This is a genomic window from Rhodoferax sp. GW821-FHT07G04 (assembly GCF_059418585.1).
The window spans coordinates 285,857-301,334 of sequence record NZ_JBWKQD010000005.1 but is presented as its reverse complement, the minus strand read 5'-3'; the positions used below and the strand labels follow the sequence as shown (position 1 = coordinate 301,334).

Annotated in this window: 13 protein-coding genes; 2 read left to right on the top strand and 11 right to left on the bottom strand. The window is 63.9% G+C overall.

Going from position 1 to position 15,478, the window contains the following annotated elements; genetic code table 11:
• Positions 1-165 precede the first annotated feature (165 nt).
• The 11 genes from mmsB to AC07OO_RS22510 all read right to left on the bottom strand — a co-directional run bounded on the left by mmsB (position 166) and on the right by AC07OO_RS22510 (position 12,698).
• A complete protein-coding gene (gene mmsB / locus AC07OO_RS22560) occupies positions 166-1,077 on the bottom strand; it encodes a 3-hydroxyisobutyrate dehydrogenase (RefSeq protein WP_495084394.1) in 912 nt (303 codons plus the stop codon).
• 32 nt (positions 1,078-1,109) lie between these two features.
• Entirely contained in the window at positions 1,110-2,222 is a 1,113-nt protein-coding gene (locus tag AC07OO_RS22555) for an enoyl-CoA hydratase/isomerase family protein (RefSeq protein WP_495084393.1), read from the bottom strand.
• Between the two features lie 10 nt (positions 2,223-2,232).
• Positions 2,233-3,024, bottom strand: a complete 792-nt coding sequence (locus AC07OO_RS22550) for an enoyl-CoA hydratase (RefSeq protein WP_495084392.1) — start codon at positions 3,022-3,024, stop codon at positions 2,233-2,235.
• A complete protein-coding gene (locus tag AC07OO_RS22545) occupies positions 3,021-4,181 on the bottom strand; it encodes an acyl-CoA dehydrogenase family protein (RefSeq protein WP_495084391.1) in 1,161 nt (386 codons plus the stop codon). The genes AC07OO_RS22550 and AC07OO_RS22545 overlap by 4 nt, the downstream gene beginning before the upstream one ends.
• 11 nt (positions 4,182-4,192) lie before the next feature.
• Positions 4,193-5,719: a CoA-acylating methylmalonate-semialdehyde dehydrogenase gene (locus AC07OO_RS22540; protein WP_495084390.1), complete on the bottom strand. Its 1,527-nt coding sequence runs from the start codon at positions 5,717-5,719 to the stop codon at positions 4,193-4,195.
• 84 nt (positions 5,720-5,803) lie between these two features.
• Entirely contained in the window at positions 5,804-6,673 is an 870-nt protein-coding gene (locus tag AC07OO_RS22535; RefSeq protein WP_495084389.1) for an isocitrate lyase/PEP mutase family protein, read from the bottom strand.
• A 27-nt stretch (positions 6,674-6,700) separates the two neighbouring features.
• Entirely contained in the window at positions 6,701-7,915 is a 1,215-nt protein-coding gene (gene prpF / locus AC07OO_RS22530; RefSeq protein ID WP_495084388.1) for a 2-methylaconitate cis-trans isomerase PrpF, read from the bottom strand.
• 22 nt (positions 7,916-7,937) lie between these two features.
• Positions 7,938-8,495 carry a 2'-5' RNA ligase family protein gene (locus tag AC07OO_RS22525; RefSeq protein ID WP_495084387.1) on the bottom strand — a complete coding sequence of 186 codons (558 nt, stop codon included), beginning with the start codon at positions 8,493-8,495 and terminating at the stop codon, positions 7,938-7,940.
• Between the two features lie 24 nt (positions 8,496-8,519).
• Positions 8,520-11,117 carry a Fe/S-dependent 2-methylisocitrate dehydratase AcnD gene (gene acnD, locus AC07OO_RS22520; RefSeq protein ID WP_495084386.1) on the bottom strand — a complete coding sequence of 866 codons (2,598 nt, stop codon included), beginning with the start codon at positions 11,115-11,117 and terminating at the stop codon, positions 8,520-8,522.
• Positions 11,118-11,133: 16 nt separating this feature from the next.
• Positions 11,134-12,303 (bottom strand): bifunctional 2-methylcitrate synthase/citrate synthase, encoded by a 1,170-nt coding sequence (gene prpC, locus AC07OO_RS22515; RefSeq protein ID WP_495084385.1) that lies wholly within the window; start codon positions 12,301-12,303, stop codon positions 11,134-11,136.
• Positions 12,300-12,698, bottom strand: coding sequence for an acyl-CoA thioesterase (locus tag AC07OO_RS22510; RefSeq protein WP_495084384.1), 399 nt, complete (start codon positions 12,696-12,698; stop codon positions 12,300-12,302). The genes prpC and AC07OO_RS22510 overlap by 4 nt, the downstream gene beginning before the upstream one ends.
• Positions 12,699-12,956: 258 nt before the next feature.
• Between AC07OO_RS22510 and AC07OO_RS22505 the strand changes: the two genes are divergently transcribed.
• Together AC07OO_RS22505 and AC07OO_RS22500 are read left to right on the top strand one after the other, a co-directional pair.
• A complete protein-coding gene (locus AC07OO_RS22505; protein WP_495084383.1) occupies positions 12,957-14,387 on the top strand; it encodes a short-chain fatty acyl-CoA regulator family protein in 1,431 nt (476 codons plus the stop codon).
• Between the two features lie 30 nt (positions 14,388-14,417).
• Positions 14,418-15,458 carry a zinc-dependent alcohol dehydrogenase family protein gene (locus tag AC07OO_RS22500; RefSeq protein WP_495084382.1) on the top strand — a complete coding sequence of 347 codons (1,041 nt, stop codon included), beginning with the start codon at positions 14,418-14,420 and terminating at the stop codon, positions 15,456-15,458.
• Positions 15,459-15,478 lie beyond the last annotated feature (20 nt).

Sequence of the window (15,478 nt, the reverse complement as noted above, 5' to 3'; positions counted from 1 at the left end):
CCAATCCAACTGAGAAACTCAGTGGCGCGTCACGATAGTGGTAGCGCCCTTGGTCATACAGATTCAACCGCAATCCCGTCCTGTTTGAAGTCTGCGAACGCGCCTTCGTCGTCGTTGGCGGCAAGGATTATTCGGGCGATAGTCACTCGCCCAGCATAGTTCATCCTAGGAAGTTGCCCCAGGCCTCAACCCCCTAACCACACTAGAAAAATCCAACCCCCCATTCCCCGCCAGGCTATGCGCCGCATACAAACTGCGCGCCAGCCCACCCAGCGGGGTAGCGGCCTGCACGGCGGTCGCGTTCTCTTGTGCCAGTCCCAAGTCCTTCAGCATCAGATCCGTGCCAAAGCCGCCTGCATAGTTCTTGGACGCAGGCGCAGTCTCCATCACACCCGGCACGGGGTTGTATTTCTCCAGCGCCCAGTTGCCGCCGGAGCTGCGGCGCATGATTTCGGACAGCACCTTGGGGTCCAGGCCGTTGGCCATGCCCAGGGCCAGCGCTTCGGATGTGCCCAACATCAATATGCCCAGCAGCATGTTGTTGCAGATCTTGGCGGTCTGGCCGGCGCCGGCGTCACCGGCGTGGAAGATGTTGTGGCCCATCTTCTCCAGCACGGGGCGTGCGCGCTCCAGGTCTGCGGCCGTGCCGCCCACCATGAAGGTCAGCGTGCCCGCCACCGCGCCGCCGGTGCCGCCGGACACGGGCGCGTCTATGCAGGCGATCTGCGCCTTGGCCGCGGCGTCTGCCACCTTGCGCGCGCTGGCGGCGGCGATGGTGCTGCTGTCAATGACCAGCGTGCCGGCGGGCAAGCGGCTCAGCAAACCGGGGCGTCCATTGCCGTTGCCCAGGTACAGTGCCTCCACATGGCGGCTGGCGGGCAGCATGGTGATGACCACATCCACACCGCGCACGGCGTCTTCTGCCGATGCGGCTGTGCGCAGGCCGCCCTCTTCACCCAGGCGCTTGCAGACTTCTTCCGACAGATCAAAGCCGGTGACGGTGTAGCCGGCTTTGTGCAGGTTCAGCGCCATGGGGCCGCCCATGTTGCCCAGGCCGATGAATGCGATTTTTTTCATAGTGTTCATGTCTCTTTCTTCTGTGGGGTTGGTTAGTTCAATGCCGACAGCGGATGCGGTGTGGCGGACCGGGCGTCAAAGTGCTCGGCTATCCACTCGGGGGTTACATGCTCCAGCGCCTCGGGCGTCCAGCGCGGCTTGCGGTCTTTGTCGATCAAGAGTGCGCGTATGCCTTCGGCAAAGTCGGGGTGGGCGCAGCAGCCGAGCGACGCACGGTATTCCAGGCGGAACACTTCGGCCAGAGACATGCGGTGCACACGCTTCCACATCTCATACGCCAGCGCGGCGGATGTGGGTGAGCCTTTGGCAAAGGTGGCTGCGGCGGTCAGCAGCCAGGCATCGTCGCTCTGCAGTGTGCGCAGGCGCTGGGCAATGTCCAGCAGGTCATCGCCCGCCACCAGGGCGTTGATGGTGTCAAAGTGCTGGCGCACTTTGGACTCTGCCACCGGGGGTGCAGCGTGGGCGGCCAGCAGTTTGGATACCTCTGCGCCTGCGTCGCACGGCAGGTCGTCCCACCGCGCTTCGCCCAGTGCGGCCAGCACGGCGGCGCGTTGGGCTGCGTCTATGTGCACATCCGCCAGGCCGCAGAAGATGGCGTCTGCAGCGTTCAGCGGCGCGCCGGTCAGCGCCAGGAACAGGCCCACGCGCCCGGGCATGCGGCGCAGGAACCAGCTGCCGCCCACATCGGGATACAAGCCAATGCTGATCTCCGGCATGGCCAGCTTGCTGGTGGCGGTGACCACGCGGTGCGATGCGCCCGCCATCAGCCCAATGCCGCCACCCATGACGATGCCGTGGCCCCAGCAGACTATCGGCTTGGGGTAGGTATGGATCAGATGGTCCAGCGCGTACTCTTGCGCGAAGAAGCCGTGGGCATAGGGGTTGGGCTCTGCCCCGTGCACGCGCATGGACTGGTAGAGCCCACGCAAATCACCCCCCGCGCAAAAGGCCTTGTCGCCCGCGGCCTGCAGCACCACGCCGACCACACCGGGGTCTTGCGCCCAGTCGTGCAGCATGGGGGTCAGCGCCTGCACCATGTCCAAAGACAAGGCGTTCAAACTGGTGGGTACGTTCAGCGTGGCGGTGCCGAAGCGGCGGCCGCAGGCGGTGGGGAATGTTTCGAACAGCACAACGTCATTGGTCATGGTGACACCCTCACGCATTGCGCCATACCGGCGCGCGCTTGGCCAAAAAGGCATTGACGCCTTCGCGCTGGTCTTGGGTGTCAAACAGGTCGACAAAGGCCTCACGCTCGGCCAGCAGCATGGCGGCGGGTGACTGGGTGCGTGCGCCGTGGATGAGTTGTTTGCAGGCGGCCACGCTGGTGGGGCTTTGCTTCTCCACACGCTGGGCCAGTGCCAGTGCGGCGGCCAGGGCCTGGCCCTGGGGCACCACCTCTTCCACCAGGCCTATGCGCAGCGCGGTGGCGGCGTTGATGCGCTCGCCACACAGCACCATACGCTTGGCCCAGGCCTCGCCCACCAGCCAGCTCAGCCACTGTGTGCCACCTGCACAGGGCAGCAGGCCGACGGACGCTTCGGGCAATGCCAGCTGGGCCTGCTCTTCTGCAATGCGCAGGTCGCAGGCCAGTGCGCATTCCAGCCCACCGCCCATGGCATAACCATTGATGGCGGCGATGGTCAGGCCACGGAAACCCGCCAGTGCTTCAAACGCCTCGCCAAAGCGCCGGGCCATGTCGCGGGCCACGGCCTTGTCGCCATCGGCAAACAGTTTCAGGTCCGCCCCGGCGGAGAAGAATTTCTCGCCCTGGCCGGTGACCACCAGGCTGTAGATCTCGCGGTTGGCATTCAGGTCAGCCACCAGGCGCTTCAGTGCGGCCAGGCTGGCTTGTGTCCAGGTGTTGGCGGGTGGGTTGGCCAGGGTCAGCACGGCGGTGTGGCCGCGCAGTTCCAGTTGCAGGCCTTCATATGTATTTGTTGTAGTCATCGGATGTCCTCAGTGGGGTTGATTTCCAGCATGCGGCGCGAGACGATCACGCGCATGATTTCGTTGGTGCCTTCCACGATCTGGTGCACACGCGCGTCGCGCAGCAGCCGCTCCAGCGGGTATTCGCGGGTGTAGCCATAACCGCCGTGGATTTGCAGCGCCTCGTTGCAGATGCGAAAACCGGCGTCGGTAGCAAACTGCTTGGCCATTGCGCAGTACACGCTGGCCTGGGGCAGGCCCTGGTCCAGGCGCGATGCCGCCATACGCACCATCTGCCGCGCGGCCACCAGCTCGGTGGCCATGTCGGACACCTTGAACTGCAGCGCCTGCAGGCTGCTGAGCTTGCGTTTGAACTGGCTGCGCTCGTGCATGTAGCGCGTGGCCGCGTCCAGCGCGCCCTGGGCCGCGCCCAGCGAGCAGGTCGCAATGTTGATGCGCCCGCCGTCCAGCCCGCGCATGGCGATCTTGAAGCCCTCGCCCTCCGCACCCAGCAGGTGGCTGGCCGGCACACGCACATCTTCGAAATGGATGGCGCGGGTGGGCTGGCTGTTCCAGCCCATCTTCTCCTCTTTGCGGCCAAAGCGTATGCCGGGGCTGTCTGCCCCCACCAGCAGGGCCGATATGCCCTCCGCGCCCGGGCCGCCGGTGCGGGCCATGACCACCAGCGCATCGGTAGCGCCCGCACCAGAGATGAAGGCCTTGCTGCCGTTGAGGATGTAGTCCTCCCCCTCGCGCCGGGCCGTGGTGCGCAGCGATGCCGCGTCGGACCCCGCGCCAGGCTCCGTCAGGCAGTAAGACGCCAAACCCTTGCCGCTGGCCAGCAGTGGCCCCCAGCGCACGGCCACCAGGGGGTGGGCAAACTGCGTGACCATCCAGGTGGCCATGTTGTGGATGGTCAAGAAGGCGGTGGTCGATGGGCAAGCCGCGGCCAGCTCTTCAAACACCAGCGTGGCGTCCAGCCGGGTCAGGCCCAGGCCGCCATAAGCCTCGGCCGCGTACAGGCCGCAAAAGCCCAGTTCGCCTGCGGCGGCCAGCGCCTCACGGGGGAAGACGCCCTCGGCATCCCAGTGCGCGGCGTGGGGTGCGAACTCACCCGCAGCAAACTCCCGCGCACTCTGCTGGAAGGCGCGCTGGTCTTCAGACAGTTCGAAGTTCATGGCCTTGGGTGTCAGCGCAGGCTGATGGTGGTGTTGACACCCGTCGATACGCTGCTGTCGTCAAACCAGCGCTCGGTAATCGTCTTGGTCTGTGTGTAGAACAGCACCACCTGCTTGCCATACGGCCCCAGGTCGCCCAGCTTGGACGCACGTGAGCCGGTGAACGAGAACAATGGCACCGGCACGGGGATGGGCACATTGATGCCAACCTGGCCCACGTCCACCTCTTCCTGGAACTTGCGCGCCGCAGCACCCGACTGGGTGAACAGCGCGGTGCCATTGCCATTGGGGTTGGAGTTGATCATGGCAATGGCGGCGTCCAGGCTGGGGGCGGATGCAATGCACAGCACGGGGCCAAACACCTCTTGCTCGTAGATGGACATGCCGGGCTTCACGCCCGAGAAGATGGTGGGGCCTACAAAATTGCCTTCGCGGGCCGAGCCGGTCAGTGGGGGCAGGCGGCCATCCAGCTCCAGCGTGGCGCCCTCTTCCACGCCACGGTGGATCATCGTCTCCACACGGTCCTTGGCGGCGCAGGAGATCAGTGGCCCGATATCGGTGCCGGCCAGTGCGCCATTGCCCACCACCAGGTTGCGGGTGCGGGCCACGAGCTCGGGTATCCAGGCCTGTGTTTCACCCACGAGGATGACGACGGACAAGGCCATGCAGCGCTGGCCAGCCGCGCCAAAGGCGGCACCCACCAGGTTGTTCAGCGTCTGCTCCTTGTGCGCGTCGGGCAGGATGATGGCGTGGTTCTTGGCGCCCATCATGCACTGCACACGTTTGCCGGTCTGGCCCGCGCGGTGGTACACATGGGTGCCCACGCGGGTGGAGCCGACAAATGACACGGCCTTGATGTCAGCATGGTCACAAATGGCGTTGACTACCTCCTCACCACCGTGCACCACGTTCAGCACGCCGGGGGGAATGCCAGCCTCTATCGCCAGCTCCACCAGGCGCATGGTGCTCATAGGGTCTTGCTCAGACGGCTTCAGCACAAAGGTGTTGCCGCAGGCGATGGCCATGGGGAACATCCACAGCGGGATCATGGCCGGGAAGTTGAACGGTGTGATGCCCGAACACACGCCCAGCGGCTGCTGCACGGTGTAGGTGTCGACACCCGTGGCCACGTTGTTGGCCAGCTCGCCCATCTGCAGGTTGCCGATGTTGGCAGCGTGCTCCACCACCTCCAGCCCGCGGAAGATGTCGCCTTCGGCATCGGGCAAGGTCTTGCCCTGCTCGGCGGTCAGGATGGCGGCAATGTCATTGATGTTGTCGCGGATCAGCTGCTGGTATTTGAGGAAGATGCGGGCGCGCACGCCGATGGGCGTGTGGCGCCAGGTCTTGAACGCGGCCTGGCCTGCGGCCACTGCGGCGTCCACCTCGGCCGCCGTGGCCATGGGCACGCGGGCCAGCACCTGCTGCGTGGCGGGGTTGACGATGTTGCGCCACTCGGTGGTCTGGGATTCGACGAACTGGCCGCCTATCAGCAGCTTGACGGTGGGGATGGTAGATGACGTGGTTGGGGTGGTTGGCATGTTTGTGATCTCCGGTTGGTTGTTAGATTGCTATGAATGTGATAGTGGCACTGTCATATCCGACGAGGGCTAGCGGCCGATTTGTCATATGCCTCCCCCGTACAGGCGCTCCAGCGCGTCGTAGAAGGGCTTGCCCACCAGGCGCTGCCGTTCGGCAAACGGGGTGACCAGGGTGGGGTCTTCGTCCAGGCGGCGTGTGTCGCGCAGCACGGTTAATGCCTTCTGCATGCCGGCCACCGCACCCTGCAGCGCCGCATTGGCATACAGCACGATGCCGTAACCCATGCCGCCCAGCTCTTCGGCGTTGAAGATGGGCGTCTTGCCGCCAATCACCATGTTCATCAGCTGCGGCTGGCGCAGGCGCTGTGGCAGTGCGCGTATCTGCTCGGCCGTGGTCACGGCTTCCACAAACAGGATGTCGGCACCGGCCTCGCCAAACAAGTGGGCGCGCTCAATGGCGGCCTCAAAGCCGTGCACGGCGCAGGCGTCGGTGCGGGCCATGATCAGCAGGTCCGCATCCTGGCGCGCATCAACAGCGGCCTTGATCTTGCTGACGGCCTCTTCGGTGGAGATGACCTCTTTGCCGTTGAAGTGGCCGCAGCGCTTGGGCGCCACCTGGTCTTCGAACTGGATGCAGTCCGCCCCTGCGCGCTCCAGCACGCGCACCGTGTGGCGCACGTTGAGCGCGTTGCCAAAGCCGGTGTCGGCGTCGACGATCAAGGGCACGTCCACCGCGTCGCGGATGCGGGCCGTGTGGTCGGCGATCTCGTGCAGACCCATGAAGGCCTGGTCCGGCATGCCGAACCACATATTGGTGACACCGGCGCCGGTGACGTAGATGGCTTCATAGCCCAGATCGGCCACCACCTTGGCGGATAAGGCGTTGAAAGCGCCCGGCACGATGACGCCACGGCGTGCGTCGGCCAAGGCCCGGAGGGTCTTGCGGGTTGACATGTTGGGTTCCTTAGGAGTTGTGGTGCGTCAGAACGCGTCGCCGGGCACGTGTACCCAGCCGCTCATCAGCACGCGGGCGCTGCGGCTCATCACCGCCTGGGTGACTGTCCAATGCCCATCGACAAACTCGGCCTCTGCGCCCACGCGCAAGGTGCCGGATGGGTGGCCAAAAACCACCGACTTCGGCACGGCGCTGCGCACGCCACCACCAGCCGCGATGTTGACCAGCGTGCCGGGTATGGCCGCTGCCGTGCCTATGGCCACGGCGGCCGTGCCCATCATGGCGTGGTGCAGCTTGCCCATAGAGAGCGCACGCACCAGCAGGTCCACATCTTGCGCGGCCACGGGTTTGCCGCTGGACGCGGTGTAGCTGGCAGGTGGGGCCACAAAGGCCACCTTGGGTGTGTGCTGGCGTGTGGCAGCCTCGGCCGCATCTGCAATCAGCCCCATGCGCAGTGCGCCAGCGGTGCGGATGGCTTCAAACTTGGCCAGCGCCTTGGCATCACCATTGATGGCGTCTTGCAGTTCGGTGCCGGTGTAGCCAATAGACGCGGCGTAGACAAAGATGGTGGGTATGCCGGCGTTGATCAGCGTGGCCTGCAGCGCGCCCAGGCCAGGCACGTCCAATACGTCCACCACATTGCCGGTGGGGAACATCGCACCGCCGCCCTCACCTCCGTCTTCGTCCGCAGCCGGGTCCATGAAGGCCAGCTGCACTTCTGCCGCGGGGAATGTCACGCCGTCCAGCTCAAAGTCACCCGTCTCCTGCACCGCGCCGTTGGTGATGGGCACTTGGGCAATGATGGTCTTGCCGATATTGACCTGCCAAATGCGCACGGTAGCCATGCCGTTGTGCGGGATGCGGCTGGCATCCACCAGGCCGTTGGTGATGGCAAACGGCCCCACAGCGGCGGACAGGTTGCCGCAGTTGCCGCTCCAGTCCACAAAGGGTTTGTCGATGGACACCTGGCCAAACAGGTAGTCCACATCGTGGTCGGGCCGGCTGCTGGGCGAGACGATGACCGCCTTGCTGGTGCTGGACGTGGCCGCGCCCATGCCGTCGATCTGCTTGCCATAGGGGTCGGGGCTGCCGATCACGCGCAAGAGCAGCGCATCGCGCACGGGGCCAGGTTGCTGCGCAGCAGATGGCAGGTCTTGCAGGCGGAAGAACACGCCCTTGCTGGTGCCGCCACGCATATAGGTGGCGGGGATTTTGGTTTGGGGTGGGTGGGAAGTTGTCATGTTTGGGCTCCCACCTTGCGCGTCACCAAAGGTTTAACTGACTCTCCATTCCAGGCGGTGCCGCGCGCAGTGGCCAGCGGGCGATGGGGTGGTAGCGCTGGTGATCGTTGTGAATCTCGACCAGCTGTACCTCGTCGATCCGCCAGGGGATAGGACGTATCGGCGTGCTGGCCAGCGGCACGTGCGCTCCGTAGCTGATGGTGACATGCGGGGTGTTCTTGCCCATGTCTTCTGTGCGCAAGGCTTTGCGGATGGCGGTCAGCGCAGCATCGAAGCCCGGTGGCCGCCCCTTCGGACGCAAAGCCCAGTGGATCGACCCGAAATTCTTCGCCTCGCCCCCCACGCTGTTCAGCGGCATCGTGAAGGCTGGCGCATCGATCTGCGAGCAGGACTTCGCGATGCGATCGCGTTGATCGCGCGTGCAGTCCAATTTGTGCGACAAGGACTGGTGCCACATGTGCGACGGAAAGATTTTTCCGGCCAATCGCTGCTCCAGGCCTTCTGTGGAAAGTGCTGTTTCCATGGCCAGCAGTACGTCGGCTGGCGGTTGCGCTATGACCAGAAGGGTGACCAAGTCCATAGCTGCGTATTTTGTAGCAAACCATCATGTTGTGCGTGCCTCCGCCAAAAAATCTTGGGCAAAGCGCTGCAGCACGCCGCCCGCCTCATAGATCGAAACCTCTTCTGCCGTGTCCAGCCTGCAGGTCATGGGCACCTCCACCCGCGCACCGTTCTTGCGCGTGATGGCCAGTGTCAGGTCGGTACGCGGCTTGCGCTCACCGACGACGTCGTAGGTCTCGGTGCCGTCCAGGCCCAGCGTCAAGCGGTTCGTGCCGGGCTTGAACTCCAGCGGCAGCACGCCCATGCCGATCAGGTTGGTGCGGTGGATGCGCTCAAAGCCCTCGGCCGCAATGGCCTCCACGCCCGCCAGGCGCACGCCCTTGGCGGCCCAGTCGCGCGATGACCCCTGGCCGTAATCGGCACCGGCGACGATGATGAGTGGCTGCTTGCGCTGCATATAGGTCTCTATGCCCTCCCACATGCGCACGACCTTGCCTTCGGGCTCGATGCGGGTCAGCGATCCCTTCTTCACCTTGCCATCGACCACGGCCATCTCGTTGACCAACTGCGGGTTGGCAAAGGTGGCGCGCTGCGCGGTCAGGTGGTCGCCGCGGTGGGTGGCGTAGGAGTTGAAGTCTTCCTCGGGCAGGCCCATCTTGTGCAAGTATTCACCGGCCGCGCTGTCCAGCAGGATGGCGTTGGAGGGCGACAAGTGGTCCGTGGTGATGTTGTCGGGCAGCACGGCCAGCGGGCGCAGGCCCTTGAGCGTGCGTTCACCGGCCAGCGCACCTTCCCAATACGGCGGGCGGCGGATATAGGTGCTCTGCACGCGCCAGTCGTACAGCGGGCTGATGGTCTCGTCGCTGGCCACACCAATCTTGAACATGGGGTCGTACACGCGGCGAAAGTGCTCCGGCTTCACGCTACTGGCCACGATGGCGTCCACCTCGGCGTCGCTGGGCCAGATGTCTTTTAGCGTCACGGGCTTGCCCTGTGCATCCGTGCCCAGCACATCCTTCTCGATATCGAACCGCACGGTTCCAGCAATGGCATAGGCCACCACCAGCGCGGGCGATGCCAGGAAGGCCTGCTTGGCATAAGGGTGGATACGACCGTCGAAATTGCGGTTGCCTGACAGCACCGCCGTGGCATACAGGTCGCGGTCTATCACCTCTTGCTGGATGGCAGGGTCCAGCGCGCCGCTCATGCCGTTGCAGGTAGTGCAGGCAAAGGCGACGATGCCAAAGCCCAACTGCTCCAGCTCGGTCAACAGGCCCGCTTCTTCCAGGTACAACTGCACGGCCTTGGAACCCGGCGCCAGTGAAGACTTGACCCATGGTTTGCGCGTAAGCCCACGCGCATTGGCGTTGCGCGCCAGCAGGCCGGCGGCGATCACGTTGCGCGGGTTGCTGGTGTTGGTGCAACTGGTGATGGCCGCGATGATGACTGCGCCGTCGGGCATCTGGCCCGGCAGGTTGGTCCACGGGGCGGCAATGCCGCGCGCTACCAGTTCGGATGTGGGCAGGCGTTTGTGCGGGTTGGATGGGCCGGCCATGTTGCGTACCACGGTGGACAAATCGAAACGCAGCACACGCTCGTATTCCGCCGTAGCCAGCGCGTCAGACCACAGGCCGGTCACCTTGGCATAGGTCTCGACCAGATGCACTTGCGCATCCTCACGCCCGGTCAGGCGCAGGTAGTCAATCGTCATCTGGTCGATGGAGAACATCGCAGCCGTGGCGCCAAACTCTGGCGTCATGTTGGAGATGGTGGCGCGGTCGCCCAGCGTCAGCGCGGCGGCACCGGGGCCATAAAACTCCAGGTAGGCACCGACCACCTTTTGCGCGCGCAAGAATTCTGTCAGCGCCAGCACGATGTCGGTGGCAGTGATGTTGGGCTGCGGCCTGCCGGTCAGCTCCACGCCAATGATGTCAGGCAGGCGCATCCACGACGCACGGCCCAGCATCACACTCTCGGCCTCCAGCCCGCCCACGCCAATGGCGATGACGCCCAGCGCGTCCACATGCGGTGTGTGGCTGTCGGTGCCGACCAGGGTGTCGGGGAATGCCACGCCATCCTTGGCATGCACCACGGGGCTCATGCGCTCCAGGTTGATCTGGTGCATGATGCCGTTGCCCGGCGGGATGACCTCTACATTCTTGAAGGCCTTTTTTGTCCATTCGATGAAGTGAAAACGGTCCTCGTTGCGGCGGTCTTCCACAGCGCGGTTCTTGGCAAAGGCATCGGGGTCAAAGCCGGCAAACTCCACGGCCAACGAATGGTCCACGATCAACTGGGTCTGCACCACGGGGTTGACCTGGGCCGGGTCGCCATCCATGTCGGCAATGGCGTCGCGCAGGCCGGCCAGGTCCACCAGCGCCGTCTGGCCCAGGATGTCGTGGCACACCACACGCGCGGGGAACCACGGAAAGTCCAGGTCGCGCTTGCGTTCAATCAGTTGGCGCAGCGACGCGGTCAGCGTGGCCGGGTCGCAGCGGCGCACCAGATTCTCCGCATGCACGCGGCATGTATAGGGCAAGCAGTCATAGGCGCCGGGGGTGATGGCGTCGACGGCCGCGCGGGCGTCGAAATAATCCAGCGCGGTGCCGGGCAGGTTCTTGCGGTAGGCAGTGTTGTTCATGGCGGGCGACGTCACATCAGCTCCGGTCCTGGATGGGCACGAACTTCAAATCCTCGGGGCCGGTGTAGTTGGCGCTGGGGCGGATGATCTTGTTGTCCTGCCGCTGCTCGATGATGTGTGCCGCCCAGCCGCTGGTGCGGGCAATGACAAAAAGCGGTGTGAACATGGCGGTGGGCACGCCCATCATGTGGTAGCTGACGGCGCTGAACCAGTCCAGGTTGGGGAACATTTTTTTCACCTCCCACATCACCGATTCCAGCCGCTCGGCGATGTCGAACATCTTGGTAGAGCCTGCTTCTTGCGACAGGCGCTGGGCCACACCCTTGATAACCACGTTGCGCGGGTCGCTGACGGTGTAGACCGGGTGGCCGAAGCCGATGACGACTTCCTTGGCGTCGACACGGCGGCGGATATCGGCCTCGGCCTGGTCGGGGTTGTCATACCGCTTCTGGATCTCAAACGCCACTTCGTTGGCGCCGCCGTGCTTGGGGCCGCGCAATGCGCCAATGGCGCCGGCAATGGCGGAGTGCATGTCGCTGCCCGTGCCGGCGATAACGCGGGCTGCGAAGGTGGATGCGTTGAACTCGTGCTCGGCATACAGGTTCAGCGAAGTGTGCATGGCACGCTCCCACGCGGCGCTGGGCTTGGTGCCGTGCAGCAAGTGCAAGAAATGCGCGCCGATCGAGTCGTCATCGGTCTCCAGTTCAATGCGCTTGCCCTGTGTGGACCAGTGGTACCAGTACAGCAGCATGGAACCCAGCGATGCCATCAACCGGTCGGCAATGTCACGCGCGCCGGGTGTGTTGTGGTCGTCTTTCTCCGAGAGCGTGCAGCCCAGGGCCGACACCCCTGTGCGCATCACGTCCATGGGGTGGGCGCCTGCGGGGATCTGCTCCAGCGCCTGCTTGACGCTGGCAGGCACGCCGCGCATGGCCTTGAGCTTGGCTTTGTACGCGGCCAGCTCGGCGCGGGTGGGCAGCTTGCCGTGAACCAGCAGGTGGGCTACTTCTTCAAATTCGCAGACCTCGGCAATGTCCAGAATGTCGTAGCCGCGGTAGTGCAGGTCGTTGCCCGTGCGGCCCACGGTGCACAGCGCGGTGTTGCCCGCGGTGACACCGGACAGGGCCACGGATTTCTTGGGCTTGAAAGCGGGTGCTTCCGTTGTTGTAGTTGTTATGGTGGTCATGCAAGGGTCTCCTGTTTCACATACGAGGCATCAATAGGCACGGGGCGTCCGGCGGCATCCACAGCCACCATCTCAAACACACCGTTGAGGACTTGTTCTGGTGCCGTGCCCAGCGCGTGGGCCAGCCCGGTCACACACACGGTCAAAGAGCTGCGGCCCACACGGCTGACCCATGCGCGCAGCGTGAGCACATGGCCGACCGGAATGGGCGACAAGAACTGCGCGCCGCTGACTGCGGCCACCACCACATCGCGCTGCGCAAAACCGCGCCCGGCCAGGAAGGCGGCCTTGGCCATGGACTGCAAGGCGTTGCCTGCGAACAGCGTGCCGTAGTGGTTGGCCTGCTCGGGGAAGACGATGTCTGTGAGCTCGACAGTGCTGGACGATGTGGTCATGGGTTCGCAATGTACGCACGATCAATGACTTGCGATAGGACTGAAATGGCGAGTTTTTGCGAATGCGAAACTGCAAGTTTGCAAACATTGCGAATTTCATAAGGTTGCATTTAACAGCTAGGCGTACAGAGTGATATGCAGCCATAATTCGCAAGAAATGCATTTGCAGTACTCTTTTCACAAACCAGAATTTGCGAAGGCTTGCAAATGTGATTAGGCAGTTTTGCAAATATTGCAAATTATCTTGAGCGACATGCCATGAAGAAGACTTTTATGGGTGTGCGGCTGCGCCGCCTGCGCGAGGAGCGCAACCTGAGCCAGATCGCGCTGGCGCACACGCTGGGTCTGTCGCCCAGCTATCTGAACCAGCTGGAGCAGAACCAGCGGCCGCTGACCGTGTCGGTGCTGTTGAAGATCAACCGGGCGCTGGGTCTGGACGTGCAGATGTTTTCGGAAGACGAAGAGGCACGCCTCATCACCGACCTGCGCGAGGCCTTTACGCAGGTGGCGGCACCCGACACCGTGTCGCTGGCCGAGGTGAAGGAGCTGGCGTCCGGCATGCCGGCCGTGGCCCGCACGATGATCCGCATGCACCAGAGGCACCGCGAAGCCCTGGAGCAACTGGAAAGCATGGCCGCACTGTTTGGCGACGATGACCGCGGCAGCCTCAGCAGCGCCAACCCCATGCCGTATGAGGAAGTGCGCGACTTTTTCACCGAGCGCAACAACTACATTGCAGAGCTGGACACGGCCGCTGAACAAATGGTGCTGGACTGGAAGCTGGAGCCCGGCGCCATGGGCGCTGGCCTGGCGCAGCGGCTGTATGAAAAGCATGGCGTGCGTGTGGTCAAGGGTGATGCACAGACGGAAGCAGCGGCACAACGCGTGTATGACCACGCATCGCGCACGCTGCAGCTGTCACCCGCGCTGGAGCCCGGCCAGGCCGCGTTCCAGATGGCAACGCAGATTGCGTTTCTGGAGATGGACGGTGTGCTGCAAACCCTGGCACAGCAGGGTCAGTTCAGCACCGACGCCGTGCGCGCGCTGGCACGCATTGGCCTGGCCAATTACTTCGCAGGCGCCCTGCTCTTGCCTTATGGCCCGTTTCTGCAAGCGGCCGAGAGCCTGCGTTATGACATTGACCACCTGGGCCGGCGCTTTGGCGTGGGGTTTGAGACGGTGTGCCACCGACTCAGTACCTTGCAACGCAACGGTGCACGCGGCGTGCCCTTCTTCTTCATCCGCGTGGACCGGGCGGGCAATATCTCCAAGCGGCAATCGGCCACGCACTTCCACTTCTCCAAAGTGGGCGGCACCTGCCCGCTGTGGAATGTGTACGAGGCGTTTGCCCAGCCCGGCAAGATCCTGACGCAGCTCGCGCAGATGACCGACGGCCGCGCCTACCTGTGGATGGCGCGCACGGTGTCGGGCGGGTACGGCGGTTATGGATCGCCGGGGCGTGTGTTCTCCATCGGCCTGGGCTGTGACCTGCAGTATGCGGACCGGCTGGTGTATTCCAAAGGGCTGGATTTGCAGGACGCCCAAGCCTGGACGCCCATTGGCATGGGCTGCAAAGTGTGTGAGCGCGAGGCCTGCCCGCAGCGCGCATTCCCCTTCTTCGGCCGCAGCCTGGACGTCAACGAGAACCGGCGCACGCAGATTCCGTATGCGGTGGCCAAGGCAAAATAGGCCTGTTGCTCAAGCAAAAAAGGGAGACCCATGAAAGCCGTAGTCTATGAAGCCTTCTCAACCCCACCCCAACTAAAAACGGTGCCAGACCCCACACCCGAGGCGCATGGCGTGGTCGTCAAGGTGCAGGCGACGGGCGTCTGCCGCAGCGATTGGCACGGCTGGGTGGGGCACGATGCCGACATCGTGCTCCCCCATGTTCCTGGGCATGAGTTGGCTGGGATTGTGGAAGCGGTCGGCAAAGACGTGACCCAATGGCGGGTAGGCGATCGGGTTACCGTTCCGTTTGTGGGTGGATGCGGCGCCTGCCCGGAGTGCCACTCCGGTAACCAGCAAGTGTGTGAAAAGCAGTTTCAACCCGGCTTCACCCACTGGGGGTCGTTCGCAGAATACGTCTCCATTCACAAGGCCGACCTCAACCTGGTGGCCTTGCCCGAGACGCTGGACTTTGCCACCGCAGCCAGCCTGGGATGCCGCTTTGTGACATCGTTTCGCGCCGTCGTAGACCAGGGTAAAACGTCCGCCGGCCAATGGGTCGCGGTACATGGCTGCGGCGGTGTGGGCCTGTCGGCCATCATGATTGCCAATGCGGTGGGTGCCAATGCCATCGCCATCGACATCTCCGATGAAAAGCTCGCCATGGCGCGGGCCATGGGGGCGGTTGCCACCGTGAATGCAACCAAAGTTGCCAACGTGGTGGAGGCCGTAGCCGAGATCACAAAAGGCGGCGCCCACGTTTCTTTGGATGCACTGGGCCACCCCACCACTTGCTTCAATTCGATCAGCAACCTGCGAAGGCGCGGCAAGCACATCCAGGTGGGACTCATGCTGGCGGAGAACAGTACGCCGGCCATACCCATGAGCAAGGTCATTGCCCATGAGCTTGAAATCTTAGGAAGCCACGGCATGCAGGCGCACCGCTACGGCGCCATGCTGGACATGGTGCAAACGGGCAAGCTGGCGCCCGAAAAACTTATCGGCAAAAGGATCAACCTGGAGCAGTCAATCGACGCGCTGATGAATATGGACAAATTCGAAGTCGCGGGCGTAACCGTGGTGACCGAGTTCTAAAGCGCAGCACCCTCGGGTGC